The organism is Blautia sp. NSJ-175, from assembly GCF_022867815.1.
GTDB classification, from domain to species: domain Bacteria; phylum Bacillota; class Clostridia; order Lachnospirales; family Lachnospiraceae; genus Blautia; species Blautia celeris.
Window position 1 is genome coordinate 297,160 of record NZ_JALIFQ010000001.1, and the last position, 19,881, is coordinate 317,040.

Annotated in this window: 19 protein-coding genes; 14 read left to right on the forward strand and 5 right to left on the reverse strand. The window is 39.0% G+C overall.

Annotated features, from left to right (window positions below; all coding sequences use genetic code 11):
* Positions 1-767 precede the first annotated feature (767 nt).
* The 6 genes from MUB35_RS01450 (at position 768) to MUB35_RS01475 (ending at position 4,985) form a co-directional block, all read left to right on the forward strand.
* Complete coding sequence (locus MUB35_RS01450; protein WP_118593874.1) at positions 768-1,238, forward strand: RNA polymerase sigma factor; 471 nt, start codon at positions 768-770, stop codon at positions 1,236-1,238.
* 537 nt (positions 1,239-1,775) lie between these two features.
* The gene (locus tag MUB35_RS01455) at positions 1,776-2,123 is read left to right on the forward strand and encodes a type II toxin-antitoxin system PemK/MazF family toxin (RefSeq protein WP_330425186.1); all 348 of its coding nucleotides are present in this window, start codon (positions 1,776-1,778) and stop codon (positions 2,121-2,123) included.
* 99 nt (positions 2,124-2,222) lie between these two features.
* On the forward strand, positions 2,223-2,411 hold the full coding sequence (locus tag MUB35_RS01460) for a hypothetical protein (RefSeq protein WP_054350611.1): 189 nt from the start codon (positions 2,223-2,225) through the stop codon (positions 2,409-2,411).
* Between the two features lie 9 nt (positions 2,412-2,420).
* Complete coding sequence (locus MUB35_RS01465; protein WP_054350612.1) at positions 2,421-3,494, forward strand: site-specific integrase; 1,074 nt, start codon at positions 2,421-2,423, stop codon at positions 3,492-3,494.
* Position 3,495: 1 nt separating this feature from the next.
* On the forward strand, positions 3,496-3,837 hold the full coding sequence (locus MUB35_RS01470; RefSeq protein ID WP_103733203.1) for a plasmid mobilization protein: 342 nt from the start codon (positions 3,496-3,498) through the stop codon (positions 3,835-3,837).
* Between the two features lie 389 nt (positions 3,838-4,226).
* Positions 4,227-4,985: a PBECR4 domain-containing protein gene (locus tag MUB35_RS01475; protein WP_054350614.1), complete on the forward strand. Its 759-nt coding sequence runs from the start codon at positions 4,227-4,229 to the stop codon at positions 4,983-4,985.
* A 390-nt stretch (positions 4,986-5,375) separates the two neighbouring features.
* Here MUB35_RS01475 and MUB35_RS01480 read toward each other — a convergent pair whose 3' ends face one another.
* The 3 genes from MUB35_RS01480 to MUB35_RS01490 all read right to left on the reverse strand — a co-directional run bounded on the left by MUB35_RS01480 (position 5,376) and on the right by MUB35_RS01490 (position 8,143).
* A complete protein-coding gene (locus tag MUB35_RS01480; RefSeq protein ID WP_244805689.1) occupies positions 5,376-6,572 on the reverse strand; it encodes an IS256 family transposase in 1,197 nt (398 codons plus the stop codon).
* 74 nt (positions 6,573-6,646) lie between these two features.
* Positions 6,647-7,666 (reverse strand): hypothetical protein, encoded by a 1,020-nt coding sequence (locus MUB35_RS01485; protein ID WP_244805690.1) that lies wholly within the window; start codon positions 7,664-7,666, stop codon positions 6,647-6,649.
* A 309-nt stretch (positions 7,667-7,975) separates the two neighbouring features.
* Positions 7,976-8,143 (reverse strand): hypothetical protein, encoded by a 168-nt coding sequence (locus MUB35_RS01490; protein ID WP_158588542.1) that lies wholly within the window; start codon positions 8,141-8,143, stop codon positions 7,976-7,978.
* 508 nt (positions 8,144-8,651) lie between these two features.
* Between MUB35_RS01490 and MUB35_RS01495 the strand changes: the two genes are divergently transcribed.
* The 3 genes from MUB35_RS01495 (at position 8,652) to MUB35_RS01505 (ending at position 10,623) form a co-directional block, all read left to right on the forward strand.
* Positions 8,652-9,065, forward strand: coding sequence for a hypothetical protein (locus MUB35_RS01495; protein ID WP_118743369.1), 414 nt, complete (start codon positions 8,652-8,654; stop codon positions 9,063-9,065).
* A gap of 192 nt (positions 9,066-9,257) precedes the next feature.
* Positions 9,258-9,479, forward strand: coding sequence for a hypothetical protein (locus MUB35_RS01500; RefSeq protein ID WP_118743370.1), 222 nt, complete (start codon positions 9,258-9,260; stop codon positions 9,477-9,479).
* A gap of 307 nt (positions 9,480-9,786) precedes the next feature.
* On the forward strand, positions 9,787-10,623 hold the full coding sequence (locus MUB35_RS01505; protein ID WP_118743371.1) for an MBL fold metallo-hydrolase: 837 nt from the start codon (positions 9,787-9,789) through the stop codon (positions 10,621-10,623).
* Positions 10,624-10,685: 62 nt separating this feature from the next.
* Here the strand turns inward: MUB35_RS01505 and MUB35_RS01510 are convergent, their stop codons facing one another.
* Both MUB35_RS01510 and MUB35_RS01515 read right to left on the reverse strand, forming a co-directional pair.
* Positions 10,686-12,164: a helix-turn-helix domain-containing protein gene (locus MUB35_RS01510; protein ID WP_033139143.1), complete on the reverse strand. Its 1,479-nt coding sequence runs from the start codon at positions 12,162-12,164 to the stop codon at positions 10,686-10,688.
* A 6-nt stretch (positions 12,165-12,170) separates the two neighbouring features.
* Complete coding sequence (locus tag MUB35_RS01515; RefSeq protein ID WP_033139142.1) at positions 12,171-13,964, reverse strand: sensor histidine kinase; 1,794 nt, start codon at positions 13,962-13,964, stop codon at positions 12,171-12,173.
* 276 nt (positions 13,965-14,240) lie between these two features.
* On the opposite strand from MUB35_RS01515, the gene MUB35_RS01520 reads away from it, so the two are divergent.
* The 5 genes from MUB35_RS01520 (at position 14,241) to MUB35_RS01540 (ending at position 19,796) form a co-directional block, all read left to right on the forward strand.
* Entirely contained in the window at positions 14,241-15,176 is a 936-nt protein-coding gene (locus tag MUB35_RS01520; RefSeq protein WP_033139141.1) for a sugar phosphate isomerase/epimerase family protein, read from the forward strand.
* A 251-nt stretch (positions 15,177-15,427) separates the two neighbouring features.
* Positions 15,428-16,336 (forward strand): carbohydrate ABC transporter permease, encoded by a 909-nt coding sequence (locus MUB35_RS01525; protein ID WP_052098771.1) that lies wholly within the window; start codon positions 15,428-15,430, stop codon positions 16,334-16,336.
* A gap of 12 nt (positions 16,337-16,348) precedes the next feature.
* Complete coding sequence (locus MUB35_RS01530) at positions 16,349-17,188, forward strand: carbohydrate ABC transporter permease (protein WP_033139140.1); 840 nt, start codon at positions 16,349-16,351, stop codon at positions 17,186-17,188.
* A 22-nt stretch (positions 17,189-17,210) separates the two neighbouring features.
* The gene (locus MUB35_RS01535) at positions 17,211-18,545 is read left to right on the forward strand and encodes an ABC transporter substrate-binding protein (RefSeq protein ID WP_118743372.1); all 1,335 of its coding nucleotides are present in this window, start codon (positions 17,211-17,213) and stop codon (positions 18,543-18,545) included.
* Positions 18,546-18,554: 9 nt separating this feature from the next.
* The gene (locus tag MUB35_RS01540; RefSeq protein ID WP_033139138.1) at positions 18,555-19,796 is read left to right on the forward strand and encodes an MFS transporter; all 1,242 of its coding nucleotides are present in this window, start codon (positions 18,555-18,557) and stop codon (positions 19,794-19,796) included.
* Positions 19,797-19,881: the final 85 nt, after the last annotated feature.

Genomic DNA, 19,881 nt, shown 5'->3' on the forward strand with positions numbered 1-19,881 from the left:
TTTTTAAGGTGTTACGGCAATATAATCCGTGAAGGCACAGGGGAATATGCAAATCTCTGCTATAGATGTGTATTATTTATGAGTATCATTCCTGTAGTTATGTAGAAACTCTGATTCTTGAAATGGTAGGTATTGGTGCTGATGATATAAACACATCGTAAGGCGCCTGCAACCATCATTTGCGTAAATTCAAATGAAAAGCAGATTACTTTTTGTGACGGATTTTATAATACGACTGTGGTGGTTATATTGCAACTAAAGGTTTGGTTTTTACATATTTGATCTTTATGAAGATAAACGATAACAGATAATTATATTTTAGGTATGATATCCTAATAAAATGAGAGGTAGATATCCCGATTTTAGTGAAAAATGTTATACTATATTTGGTTTGTGGTAGTTTTTGGCACCCTATAGTTTATGAAATTTTGTAATATGCAGTTTTTAAGGCAAAAGATATGTTTGAAAATAGGGATTGGTTTCAAATATTGTATTGTTTGTTTTGCGATTACAGGTATTTCGTAAATATATGTTGGAAGGACTTCTTTGATGATCAGCTAAAAAAAGCTTTGTATTATTAGTAGATAAGTTCGGGCTTCAAGATGTAGAATTTTGTCGTAATTTATCCCCTGGGCTTTATGTAAGAAAAGTACAGCAGATTGTAAAAATCTGTCTGTGCTTTTTTTATTGGCAGAAAAGTTTTTATGATTCCAGAGCCCCTCCCTCTGATTTGAATTTCAAAAAAATTCAGATCGGAGGAAAGGGTTTTGGAAGATACGTTAAGAATATATTCATTTTATGAAAAACAACAGGATGGAGAAACGAAATACTATGTTTCTTTTAAGGACGGCCAGGGCATATACCAGGAAGCTGAGGTCACTGCAGAGGTTTTTGAAGAGATGCAGAATCTTATGCGGAAAGAACGGAATTACATACGTTCTGATGAGCGGCATCTGGAACAGTTAGAATTATCAGAAGAAATGAAGCACAGACGGGCGGTACATTCTGAGATCAGCATGGAAGAGCAGATATTGTCTAAGCTGCGGATGGAGGAACTTAAGGATGCCATAGATGGACTGCCGTCCATACAGAGAAGAAGATTTCTGCTTCGGTACGAGATGGATATGACGTATGAGCAGATCGCCAGGGTGGAAGGCTGTACAAGCCGTGCCGTACAGCACAGCGTGGACACTGCCAGAAAGAAAATACAAAAAAAATTAAAAAAGTTTGAAAAGTAGGCTTCGTTTTTGGCCTCTCAGTGTGGAAATAGGTAAGAGAGGGAAATCTCTTGCCTATTTTCCTTCAAGTAAAGGGATATTTTAAAGTGTCAGGTTTATAGAAGTGAAAAAATAGGATGTACCTTGAAAATTTAATATTCGTCCATCAATCACATTTCCATTGTCAATCTGTTAAATGTGAGCCGTTCTGAGACCACGCCAGGACTTGCCATTATATTTTAGTGAGAAGCTGTATTTCACTAAATATAGGTAAAGAGCGATAACCGGTATTCGGATATGATCAGGTGCAACCTGATAAGGCCATGACCAGCAATGGTGATAATGATACTCCTGTCCAGTCATAGTCCGAGCGTTAAGAGCGTCCCCGGCAATGAGGACGGCAGCCAGAGAACCTGGCTGGGGCCGAAAGACCCGTGGAGCTGATTCGCAGTCAGCCGATTGATGGATTATATTGAAAGTATGCATTGATAGCTTTAAAGTCAAGAAAAACAAAGCTGTTTCTTCATATTTACATACATATCAAAGGGGGAGATGACAATGGGGCAGATTAGGCGTGGTGATATTTTTTATGCCAATCTGGAGCCTGTAGTTGGTTCGGAACAAGGCGGCGTGAGACCGGTGGTTGTGATCCAAAATAATACAGGGAACCAATTCAGTTCTACAGTTATTGTGGCTGCCATTACAGCCAGAAAAAAAGTGAGAATGCCTACCCATGTGCAGGTTTATGGAATCGCATTGTTAAAACAAGATTCTGTTGTCCTTCTGGAACAAATCCGTACTTTAGATAGAAAACGGTTTTTAAAATATATTGGCAGGATTACACCAATGACACAGAGGAAAATAGACAAAGCACTTGCGATAAGTGTGGGAATTGGCTGCGCATGATGTAAATGTCAAGTATAGAATATTTTAAGCGGTAGATTTTACAAAAGAGGGGTTAAGGGATAAAGTGATGCTAAGCCCCTTAAAGGAGGGGGGATTTCCATGGAAAATTCAATATTTGTGACAGCAGATCAAGTTGCATCTGATTTGGGAGTTTCCAAGCCATATGCATACAAACTGATCAAACAGATGAATGATGAGCTAAGTAAAAAGGGATATCTCACAGTTGCTGGCAGGGTAAGCAGGAAATATTATGAAGAACGATTTTATGGTTTGAAATTGGGATGTTAGGAGGTACTTATGGCAGCCTATAAAGACACAGAAAGAAATACCTGGTATGTTGCATTTTATTATAGGGATTGGAAAGGAGTCAATAGAAAAAAGAAAAAGCGTGGGTTCAGGACAAAGAAAGAGGCACTTGAATGGGAACAAAAATTCAAACAACGACAGGCCCCTTCATTAGATATGCTTTTTTCTGACTTTATAGAGGTGTATGGTGAGGATATGAAACCCAGACTCAAATACAATACCTGGTTAACAAAAGAACATATCATCAAAACAAAATTGATACCTTATTTTGGACAGAAAAAAATGAATGAAATCAAAGCCACGGATATTATCAGATGGCAGAATACACTTATGGAATTTCGTGATGAAAATGGAATAGGATATTCAAAGCCTTATTTGAGAACGATACAGGCACAATTGAGTGCAATATTTAATCATGCTATCCGGTTATATGAATTACAGTCCAATCCTGTTCATAAAGCGGGAGGTATGGGAGGAGAGCGTCAGAAAAAAATCACTGTTTGGACGAAAGAAGAATATATGAAATTTTCTGAAGCAGTATGGGACAAGCCACAATCATTCTATGCATTTGAGATTCTGTATTGGGCAGGCCTGCGTGTAGGTGAATTATTAGCGCTGACGGCCAATGATATTGACTTTGAGCATAAAAGAATCAGTGTCAGCAAGTCATATCAACGTTTGCAGGGTGAAGACTATCTTACAGGACCAAAAACAGTAAGGGGTAATAGAATTGTTGATATCCCGGATTTTTTATGTGAGGAGTTACGTGAATATCTGGGGATGCTTTATGGTTATATGCCGGATCAGAGGATTTTCCAAATTACGAAAAGTTATCTTCATCATGAATTGGAACGTGGTGCGAAGTCGGCGGGGGTAAAGCGTATCAGAGTCCATGATCTGAGACATTCACATGTGTCAATGTTGATTGACATGGGTTTTACACCTGTTGCAATTGCAGAGAGAATGGGACATGAGAATATTGATATTACTATGCATTACGCTCATATGTTCCCAACAGCTCAGAAGGAAATGGCTGCAAAATTAAATCAGGAGAAGGTTGGATAAAATGTATAAGATACAGAAGAAAAAAGCAGTTAAGAAAAAGAAGAATGAACATAACCGCAAACGGGATATAATAGTCAACTTTCGGATGTCTCCAATGGAAAGGGCAGAGCTGGACGAAAGAGTGAGATTAAGCGGCAGAAAAAAACAGGATTATATGATACAAAGCAGTCTGTATCAGAAACTGGTAGTGGTCGGTGATCAACGAATGTTTCTAAGCCTTCAGGAGAGTTTGACAGAAATTGAAAAAGAGTTAAAAAGGGTAGTTTCTGCAGATTCCGTGGATATGGAAAAGATTGCTGCACTTAGGACGGTGGCTGAGATTATTCATGGGCTTTGTGTGTAGGTTGATTAGTAAGTGGATGAATAGATATTATTTGGATATTGATAATCATGAAGTGGCTTTATTGTTATAAGTGAATATGAGGTTTGGATTGGCAATTTTAAAAAGAAAACATAGCAGATACAGCCCTCTGTAAAATGCTTGTAAACTGCAAAAATGAGGAAAATTCGGGGGAATTTGATGGTATTTCATTGACTTTTTGCATATAATATTTTATACTAAAGACAAGAAAAGAATCACTAATTTTTGTGATAAAACGTAATATACAGGCTCACTAGCTGAGGGAATCGTAATGGCCGATCCGGGCACTCCCCTGTTAAAAAAATAATCGTGAACGATAGCCATTAGCAAAAGCTCCTGTTAAGGGGCTTTTGTTCATTACAGGAGAAAAAATGAATATAACTGACATACAAAGGTGTGCCCGCTATTATCAGAAGAACTATTTGGAGACATTTTACATAGTAAGCACATATCATGGAAAAAGTTTCATTTTAATCGGAGAGAAAGAAAATTTTCCACATTTAATGGGAATCTCGAAGTCAACGTATCGTTCTAATGGATACCGCTCACCTAATACTTTATATCGCGATATTATAGGAGGGCATGCTATTTCAACAAGAATTATTCCAAACAATATTTCCAGTACTTCAAAAATGTATCGGAAAGTAGAAAATTTTGAACATTCAACAGACATATTTTGGAATAACAGAGGCCCTTTAGCCATTAATTATAATGATACATTGAGTAGTAAGAGATTGAGTAATGTCGATATTTTGCTGTCGGATTTTAATTCAGGGTATATGCTTGGGTGGATATGCAATAAGAGCATACCTGTTAATGCAGAAATTCATCTGACAAAATATTGTATATCAAGTTGGATGGATGAGAGTACAGGTACTCAGCAGAAAAAGGAAAAATATATGCCCTCTCAGGATATAGATTTGATTAGACATGTTTTTGCATTTGATAAAAACTCAGATTTGATTAGGCAGAAAGAATATAAATATTCTACCAAAGATAAAAAAGAAATATTGAAAATTATTGAACGTAATAATAGTAATCTACTGGTAGACAAAAATAATGAGCGTTTTTACAAAAGTATTGCACAGGATGAAGGTATTCATTGCAAAATCAATGGAGTTCAATATTAAAAAATATAGTGCTTATATAAATTGTTTCTGTCGAAGAAGAAAAAATGGATAATAGGTGCATGGTACTATTTTGGTACTAAACCGGTTTAAGAAGTAATATAACATAGAAAAATCATATAATATGAATATCAAAACAAAAGGAAAATTGCTGAAATACCTCGATTGCAGATTTCCTTTGAGGAGTTTGAATAGTAAACAGAAAGCCGTGAGGCCGCATAAACAGCGGGTTTCACGGCTTTAACTATAGGTCGTGGTACTATTTTGGTACTATTATAATAATCAGAATATTTAGTGCTTTATTTTGTGAATAAAGAAATCATTTTTTATTGTATCATTTGATCGTGTCAATTATTTTTCGCAAATTAATTTTTGCCGTCTGGTTGCCGGTAGTTATCCGGCTATGATATCAGACCCTTCCTGGATATCCATTTCATACAGATGATCCATATTCATATAGCGTTTTACACCCCACTGGGTGCTTGCTACATGACGGAGTCTGGCACATACGAGCATTAAAGCACTCTGCCCATCCGGGAAGGCACCGATCGCTTTTGTTCGTCTCTTGATTTCACGGTTGAGACGCTCAATTGTATTATTGGTACGGATTCGACTCCAGTGCTGGCTGGGGAAATCCATATATGTAAGTGTTTCATCAATACCGTCTTCCAGTTTCTTGGCAGCGGCGGAAAGCTTCCTTTCACTGAGTTTTTGGGCTGTCTGAGCAGCTTTTTCACGGGCAGCTGATTTACATTCCTGTGAATGAATTGCCTTTAACATCATGGCTGCTTCCTTCATACATTTGCGTGGTGTTGCAGAGAAGATGTTGCGGTAGAAATGTACAGTACAACGCTGGTATTTTGCATCAGGAAACACTTCGGGTATTGTTTCAAGCATACCAAGGCATTTATCACCTATGATGAGGCGTACACCATTTAAACCACGCTCTTTGAGCCAGATAAAGAAGGAACGCCAACTCTTTTTATCTTCCTTCATGCCCTCGGCTGCGCCAATAATTTCACGGCAACCGTCCTGATTAACGCCGATTGCAACAAGGATGGAGACGTTTTGAACCTCACCGCCCCAGCTGCGTTTCAGGTATACACCATCCACATAAACATAGGGATATTCCCCTGTCAGTGGTCTTGTACGCCAAGTATCAATGTGTTCATAGGCCGTTTTGTCAAGGTTACTGATGGTTCCGGGAGACACTTTGGTTCCCCACAGAGCTTTTGTGATATCCTCAACATGGCGAACAGAAACACCGGCAAGGTACATCTCGCTAAGGGCTTCTTCAACAGAGCATTCTCTGCGGCGATACCGTTCGATAATAGCAGTTTCAAACTGAACACCTTTTAGTTTAGGAACATTTAGGGTGACATCCCCAGCAGTGGTCTGGAAGTTACGGTTGTAATGGCCGGAACGGTACCCCTTACGATTACCAGGACGCTCATACTTTTCAGCATTTACTAATTCTTCTGTTTCATGATCAGGCAGGGCATTGAGAGTTTCCTCAACACTGGAGCGGACTAAATCTCGTAAATCGTGCTTTATTAAATCCTCGTTGAGTTGTATAATGTTATCAGACATGTTTTATAGCCTCCTTTGTGAGATTTTTGTGTGGTAACTTAATTCTACCAAACGGCTATAGAACATGTCTATTTTTATAAAGAGGTTCTTCTTAGCGTTGCAACATATTTCCTTGCTAAATGTTTATTGTGTATGTCTTTGAAGGTCTCAGTTATTTCCCCGGCTTTGACAACCGCATTTAGATTTTGATGTACCCCTATTGCGGTGCTTAATAGGGCGATGGGGGTTAGATTGTCGCCGGCAATTTGGTGTATACCAAAGGCAGTTAGGTAAATTGAGCCAAGCATATTAAAACTCTGGTGACAAAAACGTACAAAGTCTTTTTGATAACTTAGTAAGTTTTCTAACGAATAGCCATAGTTCTTCTGTTCTTTAGCTTCAATTAGATTTTTAATTTCATTTGTATATGCAGTACGTAATTGGTTGAACCCCCTAGAAGATCTCAGTTTGATAAACTTATCAATAGAGATTTTACTAATATCACATGGAAGATTTAGTTCTATATTATTTATAGCATATTTCAGTTCTTTGCCAATAGTTTTACTTAATATTTTATTATTATTTAAAATTATTTTGTTATATTTAGAAATATCGGTTATTGTTTCCATTTCGTTTGCTTCAGAAATGACTTCAGCTAAAAAGCTCATATATACAAAAGCTAAGTCTTCATGGATTTTTATTCCCTCATCACAGGGATGGGCTATTCCTTCATCAATACAATAATAATAAAAATCAGTTGAGAATTTGCCAGTATATAAAATATAATTTTGTTGTGCTTTATTTCTCCATTTGTCAGGCAGATAGTTTGCGTGTCCATAAGAAGAATTAAATTGATTAGCATATATTTTAGGATTTTTTAAATAGTTATCAAAATATTCCATTGCTTTTAATGAAGCAATATTGCCCTCCTTATAATCAGGGCAATATTCTCTTATTAAATCAGTTGAATCCATTATCTTGAGAGTTAGAGAATCAAGATAATTCTCTCTGGTATATGGTATTTGGGGGATAATAGGACGCAGATCATCTAAGTACAAGAGGGCAAATTTCAACCAGTTTATATCTTTTACTTCAAATCCGGGATAATATAACATATAAATCTCCTTATCGTTCTCTTTAACTTCTGTACATGCCTTACGCCATTATTTGTAGGGCAAAGTTTTCCGCAATCATCACATGTAAAACACCAATTCAATTTCCGCTTTAAGACCTATAAAAGGTAAATTTTTAGCCTTCAATTCTTCTTTTCTTTTTAACCATTCTCTCATAAAAACATTAACGATTCCATAATTAAAATATATCCTAACTGGTGCATGAGCAGGCCGATTATCATTAACATTACAGCGAACCGCACTATCATCAGAAGCATTAGCCTTTCACGGATTGCTTACCAACTGAAAAAATTAATCATCTCCTGTTTTCTTCAGCCATCCAGAAAAAGTAAATATAATATCTTCCGAAAAATCCGGAGTTAATCCAGTAAAGTTTATCACATTCACTTCTAAAACCTCTGCAATCTGTACAAGCATGTCCTTTTTAGGAACTCTGTAATTCGTTTCATATTGAGCCATTCTATTATCGACCTGCTTTTTTGCCCATTATATATCATGAAATAAATATAGTAAATAAAGACTTTAATAAATTTGCAAATAAAACATTTGATATTATCAAATAGGTTATTTTATAATGCGAATGCAACTATAGATAGGCATAACCGTAAATGAAAAATGGAATTGAGTATTGTTTAAGTTTTTAATTCCTTCAAAAATAAGACCTTTTTCAGTACCCCGATTTTTTCATTAAGCAACCCTGTCAACAACAGAGGAGTGGAATGATAAAGAATACCAGATACTCCTCAGAAGAAATGTTGTTAAAGAAAACTATATATCAGTAATATACTGTAGAGTGCAAAAGTACTTCGTATTTTTTTCAAAATAATAGTAAAATAAGACATAGTATGATAAGATTTATTATAACAAGCAGCAAATCAGAGTTCTGCCATCTCAAGATATTGAATTAAAAGCAATGTAGTTTAGGCTGCCCCAATTGGTCGCAGCGGTAGATAAGAAGGGAATTATAATGGAAATAAATAATAGAAAAAATCATATATCCTGTATTATAGTCTCTTTCGTTACGATTCTTTTTGCCATATGTTTTACTATGAATGTATTCTTTGGTGGTGCTGATAACCTATGTAAATTATTGGATAAAACAACTGCAATTGAGACATGGGCAATTTCAAAAGATATCGCTGCCAATGAAGATGGTGATAATACTACATATCTTAACGCTTCATATTTGAACGAAAATAATTCTTTTAATGAAACTATAACGAAGCATATATGTACAATACCCACGATTGCAGTTATTCCCAAAGGGTTCAGCCTGCATCTGGTTCTTGTTATAGCTTTTCTCTTTTTCTTTTTAACCTTATTTAAGGCGTTATCGGATGAATGGACATTAGTTGATCAGAAGGTACGTTTGGACAATTGAATCAATTTCTTTCCCCTCGAACAAAGTATATATACTATCACAAGAATCCTTTACTGCAAGTGTGATAGTGTTCATAAGTCATTTTAAGATTCAAGGAATGGCTTTCTTTTTGTATGCAAACAGATGACCAATATAAATCGAATATTTATTGTGAGATTAAAGGAAAGCAGAGATTGAATTGGAGGAATGTAATTGAAAGAAAAATTATATAAATTATTTCTTGCCATAATGGTAAGCCTGTCCTTAACTTCAGGTCCCATAGCCCAAAATGAGATAGCTAAGATGCTTGAAGCTCTTTCGGGAACGAGCGATGCACAGGTCCGGGAATTGGATGAAGTAGGAAAAGAGTCCGAAGAAATAAAAAGAAGAAAATTCCAATACAAAATAATCTTCCGGTTTTTCCGTGGAAGATAAAGGAGAATCAGGTGAAGTCCAGGAACCAGGAAATTTTGGGTTCCCGGACTTTTTTATACACCATGACATTGGTATGCGATAAGCTTTTTTCATAAAGAGGTATATGATCATATGGGACGGTTCATCAGACAATCACATAAGTTGATAAAAAATGATAGAAATTTGATACAAAAGATATGTTTTATAAAGGCCTGAATTGTTATACTTAAAACATGATGCAGGAGACAAAAAGTGTTATGATTTTTTTATAAGTATAAAAGCAAACATTTTAACTCAGGCATAAAATAATTTAAAGGAGAAGGCAGCCATGAAAATTAAATATTTAGGTACCGCAGCAGCAGAGGGAATCCCGGCCTTATTTTGCAATTGTCCGATATGTACATATGCAAGAGAACACCGGAAGAGAGAAGTGAGAACGAGATCCCAGGCATTGATTGATGATAAGCTGCTCATTGATTTTCCGGCAGACAGTTATAAACATGCATTGGAAAATGAAATAGATTTGTCGGCAATTTCACATCTTTTGATAACCCATTCACATGATGATCATTTTTATCCTATGGATTTATTCATGCGTCATCCGGAATATGGAAAGAAATGGGGAGCTGAGCAGCTTCATATTTATGGAAACAGTGCGGTGATCTGTCTTTTAAAGGAGATGGCAGAAAGATTTTCCGTTGAAGATATATGGGAATATATTGTTCCCTACGAAATTAAACCATTTGACGTTCTGGAAATAGAAAATTACAGGATCACAGTATTGCCTGCCAGGCATATGCAGACAGAAGAGGCGTTATTGTTTTTAATTGAAAAAGAAGATACAGCCTTTTTATATGGCAATGATACCGGAATTCCGGGCGAGGAATTTTGGAAGGGATTAAAAGGCAAAAAGTTAAATGGTGCCAGTATGGATTGCACGATGGGGAAGGAAAAATCAAAATACCATGGACATATGGGTTTTGGGGATATACTGGAAGTAAAGGAAAGAATGGAAAAAGAAGGGGCTGCCGATCAGGAGACTGCATGGATAGTGACACATTTTTCACATAATGGCGGCTGGACATATGAAAGGATGACAGAAGACCTGAAAGATACTGTATTTCAGGCGGCTTTTGATGGTATGTGTATAGAAATAGGTAAGTAAAGCCAGGGTATTTCAGACAGGAAGTCTCAGATTTTATTCTGAGGCTTTCTGTCTGTAATGAATCAGGAATTATTACGAAAATGATTCGGAGAAACGCCGTACTGGGATTTGAATGCTCTTGAAAAATTAAACGCGTTTTCATACCCTACATTTGCTGCGATTTGCTGAATGGAGAGATTGGGATTCTTCAAAAACTCCAGTGCATGTTCCATACGGACCATACGCAGATATTCCTGAAACGGCATATGGAATGTCTTATGAAAAGACTTGCTCAAATAGGAATAACTCATAAAGAAACGGTCAGCTAAAGCGGAAAGCGTCAGTTCTTCCATGTAATGCGTATCCACATAATTCTTAACCATATCCAAAGAATTGGAAGACTCAGGATGCTGGGAAATTTGCTGTGAATACCTGATCAGTTTATTATGAAGGTAGTTTTCCAGACTCTCATAATCCGCAAAAGAAGAGAGAGGAGGACAGCGCTGGCTCAGTTCAAAATAGTTTAGTGTGGATAAGGCTGCACCCAGTACCTCGTTAAAGTAATGATAAAAAATGTTCAAATCTGGTATAGTGAGCTCTTCGATCTTTTTAAAAAAAGTAATGCGCTGTGCACTGTTGGCAATCAGGGAAGGTGTTTGGATAAACTGATTCATCATATGTTTAAGCTTTTGAGGAATACCCTGTTTTGCCATTGGCGTCATATCTGTAAAGAGATGTCCGTATCCCAGGGGAAGACGCAGACAAATATATTCCTGTGCCCTCTGAAAGTGCCGGGCAATACCGGAAATGTCGGAAGGAGACATCAGACACCCCACGCAGGAATCTTTGTTTGCATCAATAGTACCCAGAAGAAAATTTCTGAGGGATTCATAACTTTCGGCAGCGCAGATCATAACAATTTCAAACTGTGATAACGCATTGCATAAAACATGACCGATGGTATCATAAACCGCATTGATCTTATGATTCATTGCATCATAGGTCTGAGGGGAACAAAAAGCCAATATGGCAATACAGCAGTTATCTTCAATTCCTTCATTGGCAAGACCGTCAAGAAAAGATGCGGGAGGAGTGCCGTTAGCGGGAAGCTGTGTCAGCTTTTGCAAAAGGTTTTCCGAAAGATGAAAAAGATTTTCACGGAATTTGTGAGGTACATGAGGATAGCTTTGAAAAGCGGAGAAAGCTTTTGTGAGAACTTTGCACAGACTATCATTGAGAATCGGTTTTAGGAGATAGTCCATAGCCCCGTTTTGAAAAGCGCCTCTTACATAATCAAAATCATCATACCCACTGAGCACAATAAACTGAACGGGATGAAGTTTTTTGCTCAAAGCATGAATCAGACTGATACCATCCATGCCGTTCATTTTGATATCAGTAAATACAATCTGAGGTTTGTAAGTCCGGCAAATTTCCAGGGCATCTTCTCCGCTCAGGCAGGTTCGGATTTCGCCGGCTTCCGGAAAATTGAGCAGGCGAATCTTGTTATGCAGGCCCTCGCAGATATAATATTCGTCATCGACAATCAGGATATTGTACATAGTTCATTACTCCTCCTTTATTACGTCAGCCGGAATATGAATCATTATAGTAGTCCCATGGTGTTCCCGGCTTTCAATTGTAAGCTGAGCACGTTGGCTGTAAAAAAGTTTCAGTCGTCTATAGATGTTCTGCAGGCCGATAAAAGTACCGTTGGAAGAATCCAGTAAAGTTTCAGAAGGATGTTCCAGGCTGTATAATACCTCTGATAATCGGTCCGGTGACATGCCGTCTCCATCATCGCAAACCTTTATTTCCATAAAATCAGCCATTGGTTTAATGGAAATATGTATATGCAGCGAAGTGTTAGGCGATACCAATCCGTGCAGAATGGAATTTTCCAAAAGAGGCTGCAGTAAAAATTTAATAATCTGTATCTTTTGAACGGATTCAGGAACGTCCGTAGTCAAACGTAATTGATTAAAATAGCGGATATTGTACACGTTGATCAAAGAGACAGCGGTGCGAAGTTCAGATTCAATCGTCGCGTACAATCCATCATTTTTTATGTTGTATCGGAGGATCTGTCCAAAAGATGCAATGGATTCTGCAAGTATTTCCTGGCCATGCTGGGAAGCGTATCCGGAAAAAATACTCAGTGTGTTATAGATAAAATGCGGATTGATCTGATATTGCAGAGCTTTTAGCTGAGCCTGAGTCTGAGTGGTTTCTTTCTCTACGGTTTCCTGTATCAGGGAATTTATCTTATCCAGTAAAATATTGTATCTGTGGGCAATCATACCGATTTCATCAGAACGCGTTTCCGGTATCTTTTCTTTAAACCCATGGGCAATGATTGCATCCATCAGATTCAGATCAGTGTGAAGCTGATGAAAAGATTTTCGGATAAAAATTGTTAACAGTATAAACTGAAGTACAGCAAATGAAGCCAGTACCAGGGAAAGACTGAACACAGGGCGGTTACTGGAATAAAAAGTAAGCGGCTGCGTGTTCATGATCATAATGTCAAAATGCTCCATCATACAGCAGATGTATTGTTCTTTGCCGGAGTTTATGAAAAACGGAGCGGAATTTGCATCATCATTAAGAAGCTCCTCCAGGTTTTGGGGTGGTTCTGCCCCGTAACCTTTTTGCGAGTCCTGAAACCAGGCAAAATAATTTCCGTTTTGCGAAGGACGAAACAGAGTCGGAAATATTTTGGACGGGGAGCATTCAAAAACAATATATCCCATACAGGAACCCTGGTATTCTGTATTGATTTTTTGTATGACCAGGATGATATTTTTGTCTGCAGAACTTGTGGAGTATCCGCAGGTATCATGAAAAACTTCAGTTTGTTTCGTATCGAGATAAAAAAGGCCAAATTCGCTTTCTGCTTCCTGAAACTGTTGAAAAAAATCCAGATTTACAAGCCGGTCTGCAGACCAGAAATAGCTGCCTTCCTCCTCCAGAGGAGTTGTTGTAAAAATGTTGGCTGTGTTGACACCCAGATTTCTGTATTTTAAAGAATATTTGATGGAAGCAATGATTTCGCCCAGATATTTTTCAGACCATACAGGAAATTTATTCAGCCCCATACGATAATGTTTTCCGAGATAATTATTCAGGGGTTGTGAGTAGGCAATATCTCTTGAAAGGTCTGAAATAGAAGTAAGAATATTATCCAGTGTTTTCGTTGTCTGTTCGATCGCTATGCCCTGTTCATGAATCAACTGTGTGTGTAATTCCCGTGTTTGTTTTTTATACAGATAGAAGGAAAAAAACAGTGTGGGAATCGTCAAAAAGAGCAGGGATAATATACATATTTTTTGAACCAGTGTTCGTTTGGTGAAAAGGCTCATAGGCACCTCCAATATATTGGAATAATGTAATAAATGATATAATTACTTCTAATATGTGGACATTATAACATAAGGCTTTTAATTTGTATGCATATCTATACCAAATGAACAAAAGAAGATATTCAATAGCAAAAGATGATATGTAGATTAAGAAAGAGAGATGCTATACTTCAAATATAAACTTTAGAATATAAACAATTGCAGTTGGATGCGCAAAAGCTAAGTCCAATTGCACAAAAAAGGCGCAGGCCAAAACAGCAGCTGGGGGAAAGATATATGTTGGAAACATCGGTTAATACAGACTATAACAATGACTTGCATGATTGGGCAAGTATGGAACATCAGATATGTTGTCTGGCGGAGGCGGGTTTTACGCATACACAGTGGATCCATGACTGGTCGGATGAATATATGTACAGTAAAAGTGAAATGCTTCAGGCAGGAGCAGTTCTGAAACATTACGGAGTAAAGGGACATTCTGTTCATGCAACGGAGGGGGGAAGCCGAAAAGATTACACAAACGCAAATGAGTATTTGCGGCTGGCGGGAGCAGACCTTTTAAAAAACAGGATTGATCTGTGTACGCATATTGGAGCAAATGTAATGGTTTTACATATGCAGCTTCCATTTCGGGAATTTGAGAAAAATGAAAGTAATATGAAAGATTATTACCGGCAGGTGTACCGTTCCTTCGATGAGATACAGGGCTATGCGAAAGCGGCGGGGGTAAAAATTGCTCTGGAGAACCTTCTGCTGACGCCTATGAAGTACCAGATTGATAAGTATGAGAGAATATTTGACAGGTATGATGATGATTTTATAGGATTGTGTTATGACTCCGGTCATGCCAGTATTATGAGCCAGGATAACTATTATGTATTCCTGGAAAAATATTATGACCGTCTCTATGCGACACACCTTCAGGATACAGATTCCATTGCACCCGAAAAGTTGAATGACGAGCGGGCGGTGGTGATGGCAGATGCTCACAGAGTACCATTTACCGGAGTGCTGGATTGGAATCAGATTGCCCGCTGGGTGGCAAAAGCTCCAATAGATCTTCCTGCGGATTTTGAGGTAGGGCTGAAATATGGAGAAGCATTTGAGTCCCATGAGGAAGAGATAAGTCTGCTGAAAGACTGTCATGAGAGAGCTCTCAGATTTCATCAAATGGTACTGGATGCAAAAGCTTCGGAAAGTGTTTGTGATTGATAAGAGAATTTGAAGGGACGGCGGGAACTGTATTAAAAAAGCAGTTTCTGCCGCCCTTTTGTTTTGTGTCAATCGGATATGAATTGTATAAAAATGCCATATGGTATGGAGCGGGTCCCACATATGCCTGTACGAGATGAACAAAAGAAGACATTCATTGGCAAATAAAGATATGTAAATTGAATAATGCGGATGCTACAATTCAGATATGAATTTGAGTATGAACAGAAAAGGGAAAGGAAAGTGAAAATATGCAGAAAGAGGGAAAAAGAAAAGTAAAAGTGCATTATTCACGGAAAGAGAATCTCACTGGGGTTATGTTTGTGGTGCCGGCGTTGATTCCGCTGCTTATCTTTTGGGTAATACCGGTAGTATGGTCCGGTGGGCTCAGCTTTACGGACTGGGATATGATGTCCGAAAATATCAACTTCATGGGTCTTAAGAATTTTGCCAGTCTGTTGAGGGACCCTAAATTTGGGGACGTACTGTGGAATACACTGGTTTTTGCAGTGGGGAGCACCGTTCCGACGATTGTCTTAGGTTTATTGGTAGCATTGCTGATGAATGGTGCAAGAAAAGGAACCGGGGTGTATCGTACCGTGATCTTCGCACCATATATCACACCCATGGTTGCAGTCAGTGTTGTATGGTCCTGGATCTTTGAACCACGTGTGGGAATTTTGAACTATATTCTGGGTCTCTTTGGACTTCCCGGCAGTCAGTGGACACAAAGCAGCAGTACAGCGATGCTCAGTGTTTTGATCGTGACTGTATGGAAGGGTATCGGTTGGACCATGATTTTTTATATGGAAGCGCTTCGGAAGGTTCCGCAGAGTCTGAAGGAGGCAGCAGCCATTGATGGCGCCAATGGATTTCAGCAGTTTTGGAAAGTTACGCTTCCAATGATATCTCCTACAACATTTTTCCTGGTTATCATGTCCAGTATCAGTTCGCTTCAGGCGTATGACCAGATTCAGGTACTGACACAGGGAGGTCCGGCAGGTTCCACCCGTACACTGCTGTATTATTACTATCAGGAAGCGTTCAGAAATTTTGAAACCGGAAAAGCCTCAGCGGTGGCAGTGGTGCTGGTGCTTATAACTGTGGTTCTTTCCTGGGCTGAGACTGAAATTTCCAAGAAAACCGTATTCTATAACTAGGAGGTGACAACAGTGACGAGAAAAAAAGGAATAAAGAATAGTCTGGTTCATGTGATTCTGGTTTTGACAAGTTTTTTAATAGCATTTCCATTTCTATGGATGTTCACCAATTCCATAAAGACGAAAAATGAAATCTGGGAAGTCCCGCCAAAGGTTTTTCCTTCAGTGGCTCAGTGGATCAACTACGGAGATGCGCTGGCAGACGGAACATTTTTTAAATATATGTGGAATAGTGCTTACACAGCGGTTATTATTACAGCAGTGATCTTAATTAATTCAGCAATGTTTGCATATGCGCTGGTTCATATCCATTTTCGCGGGAAAAATATTTTGATCGCATTGATCATGATTACATACATTATGCCGGCCAGTACAACTTATGTGCCATCATATGTGATTTTATCAAAATTAGGATTGATGAATACCCATGCCGGCTATATTTTTTCCAGTTGTGCAAGTATTTTTAATATCTTTTTCTTAAGAACGGTATTTGCACAGATCAGTCCGGGTATTGTGGAAGCGGCACGTATTGACGGGGCAGGACATTGGAAGATTCTATGGAAGGTAGTTGCCCCCATGTCAGTTTCATCATTTGTTACCCTGGGATTACTTTCCTTCCTGGGAAGTTATAACAGTTTTATGTGGCCTTCCTTATTGATTCACGATAAAGAAAAATACCTGGTAAGCATGGGCCTGCAGGCATTCTTCACATCGGAGGGTGCTTATGGATTGAAGTGGGGAACTATTATGGCAGCATGTTGTGTGATCGTATTTCCATTGTTGTTACTGTTCTTTTTCGGACAACGTTGGATTTTAAACGGAATTACCAGTGATGCTGCGGTAAAAGAATAAAAAAGTTAAGGAGAAAACGAAAATGAAAAAACGAACAATTGCACTGACACTGGCAATGCTGACAATGGTATCAGCAGTCGGATGCGGAAAGAATGATTCCGGAAGTACAGCAAAGGGCGGAAACCAAAGCGCTTCAGGCCCGGTGGAAATTGAATTCTGGTACGGACTGGGGGGAACTCTGGGTGAGACTATGGAAGAGATGATTGTAGCCTTTAATGAGTCACAGGATGAAGTTGTTGTGAAAGGTGTGGTTCAGTCAAGCTATGAGGAGACCAGTAAGATGCTGCAGGCGGCGATTGCATCCGGAGAGGTTCCGGCCTGTTATTTGGGAAGCCACATAGATTCCACTACGTTTGCGGAAAAAGGGGTATTGGAATATATGGATGATTATATTGCTGCAGATCCTGAGTTTGACAAAGATGACATTATAGAAGCCTTCATGGATTATTGCCGTGACAGTGAAGGCCATGTGTACAGCCTTCCGGTATGGGGAACTACACAGGTAGTTTACTACAGAAAAGATATGTTTGAAGAAGTGGGCCTGGATCCGGATGAAGTATTTGCTACCTGGCAGAATGTTGCTGATGCAGCACGTACGCTGCAGGAACATTATAAAACAGAGGAACCCAATTTCTTCGGATTTGAGCCAATGTCCGGACCTGACTGTCTGGTTGACATTGCATGCAGTAATGCAGGAACCATTGTAAGTGAGGACGAGAAAACCGTTACCTTTAACAGTGACGCATTTGTGGAAGCAATGGAATCTGCCCGCAAATGGATCAATGAAGAGAAAATCATGGGAATCCACTTTGGCGGAGACGGCTGGGAATATTGGTATAAGACCATTGATGATGTAATGCAGGGAAGGGCCGGAGGATATATAGGTTCCAGCGGTGACCAGGGAGATCTGGATTTTAATATTATTGCGGCACATGTGCAGCCCGGATTTAACGACAACCCGCCAAAACCTTATGTAGACCCCATTACAGCGGCTATTGTGAAGAAAGCACCGGATGTTGAAAAACAGGCAGCTTTCAAATTCCTCACCTACCTTAATAAAGTGGGAACAAAAAACTTCTCTATGAGTGCAGGATATGTACCGGTACGCAGCTCAGTTAAAGAAGATGAAGAATATAAAGCATATTTGGAAAAGAATCCACAGGCACTTGTGCCGATCGAACAGGCTGAACTTGGACGCAGAAAGTGGCATGATATTACCGGTGGTGATGTAATGACCGCATTGTCAGATGCATGTGACCTGATCGAGATTGAAAATGTACCGGCAAAAGAAGCGCTGGATGACGCGGCAGTCATTGCACAGCAGGCATTGGATGAATACTGGGCAAATCAGGAATAAATTAAAATTATGAAAAATGCAGGAAAAAACAGTGCAGCAGCATTGGGTATGGTATGTTGGATCGTATATTTTTCTATCTATCTTGGACGTTTGAATTTTTCTGCAAGTATGGGTGATATGACTCAGACAGGATTGTGGGGGAAAACAGAGCTGGGAAGTGTTGCGGCGGCATTTTATCTGGCATACGGACTGGCTCAGATTCCCTGCGGCATTCTGGGAGACAAAATCTCGCCTAAGAAACTGGTTTCCATTGGTCTGATTGGGACTACAGCGGCCAATTTATTATTTCCGTTTGTTGACAGTGTTACAGGAATGCAGATTCTGTGGTTTCTAAATGGTGTATCTCAGGCCATGATCTGGCCGCCGGTGGTAAAGATGGTGATAAATCTGACTTACGGACAGCAGTCGGTAAATATTATCTTAATGTTGTCATTTACAGCTCCGGCGGGAATGCTGGCGGCATATCTTCTGGATGCAGTTATGCTAAAGGCAGCAAACTGGAGATACTGTTTCTGGAGTGCCGGGATCTGGCTTGCTGCAGTTGTTTTGTTGTGGCAGATTGCAATTCCGATCATTGAGAAAAAAATTGAAAAAGTTCAGAAGCCAATTCAGAATACACAGCCCGGCAAAAGGCAGGTAAATAAAAAGAAAATATCTCTGGCAGCTTCCGGGGTTTTGTGGATGCTTGCTGCTACGTTTATCCATGGCGTATTAAAAGATGGACTGACAACCTGGATACCTACTTATCTGATAGAAAGATTTACCATCAGTTCGTCATTATCGGTTATTATTTCTATGGTGATTCCCATAGTGAATCTGTCCGGTGTCTATATGGCAGGATATGGGAACCGGACGCTTTTTAAGAATGAAACCAAGACCGGAGCAGTTTTCTTTGGGGTTTCTGTTGTATGTATTGTTTTGATGATGACAGGACTTTCCCTTCCGGGAAGTATGGTGGTATTTGCAGTGGTTACCAGTATGATGACAGGAGTAAATACATTGTTTGTCAGTTTACTGCCCATGCATTTCCGTGGTGAAGGTAAAGTATCTACCGCAACCGGGGTTTTAAATGCCATTACCCACCTGGGAAGTGCAGCTGCCAGTATCCTGTTCGGCGTGCTGACAGAAAAGTTTGGTTGGGGCGGAACAGAATTTGCCTGGTGTCTGTGTGGAATTGCCGGGATGTTCTGCTGTATAATCCCTATAAAACGCTGGGGGATAAACAGAAAGAATATTTATACGGAATACTGATAACAGCCCGATTAAAATTATGAGGATTCAGGAATAAAAAATTAAGGTGTACAGATCTGTGATAAAAATCTGTACACCTTTTTAT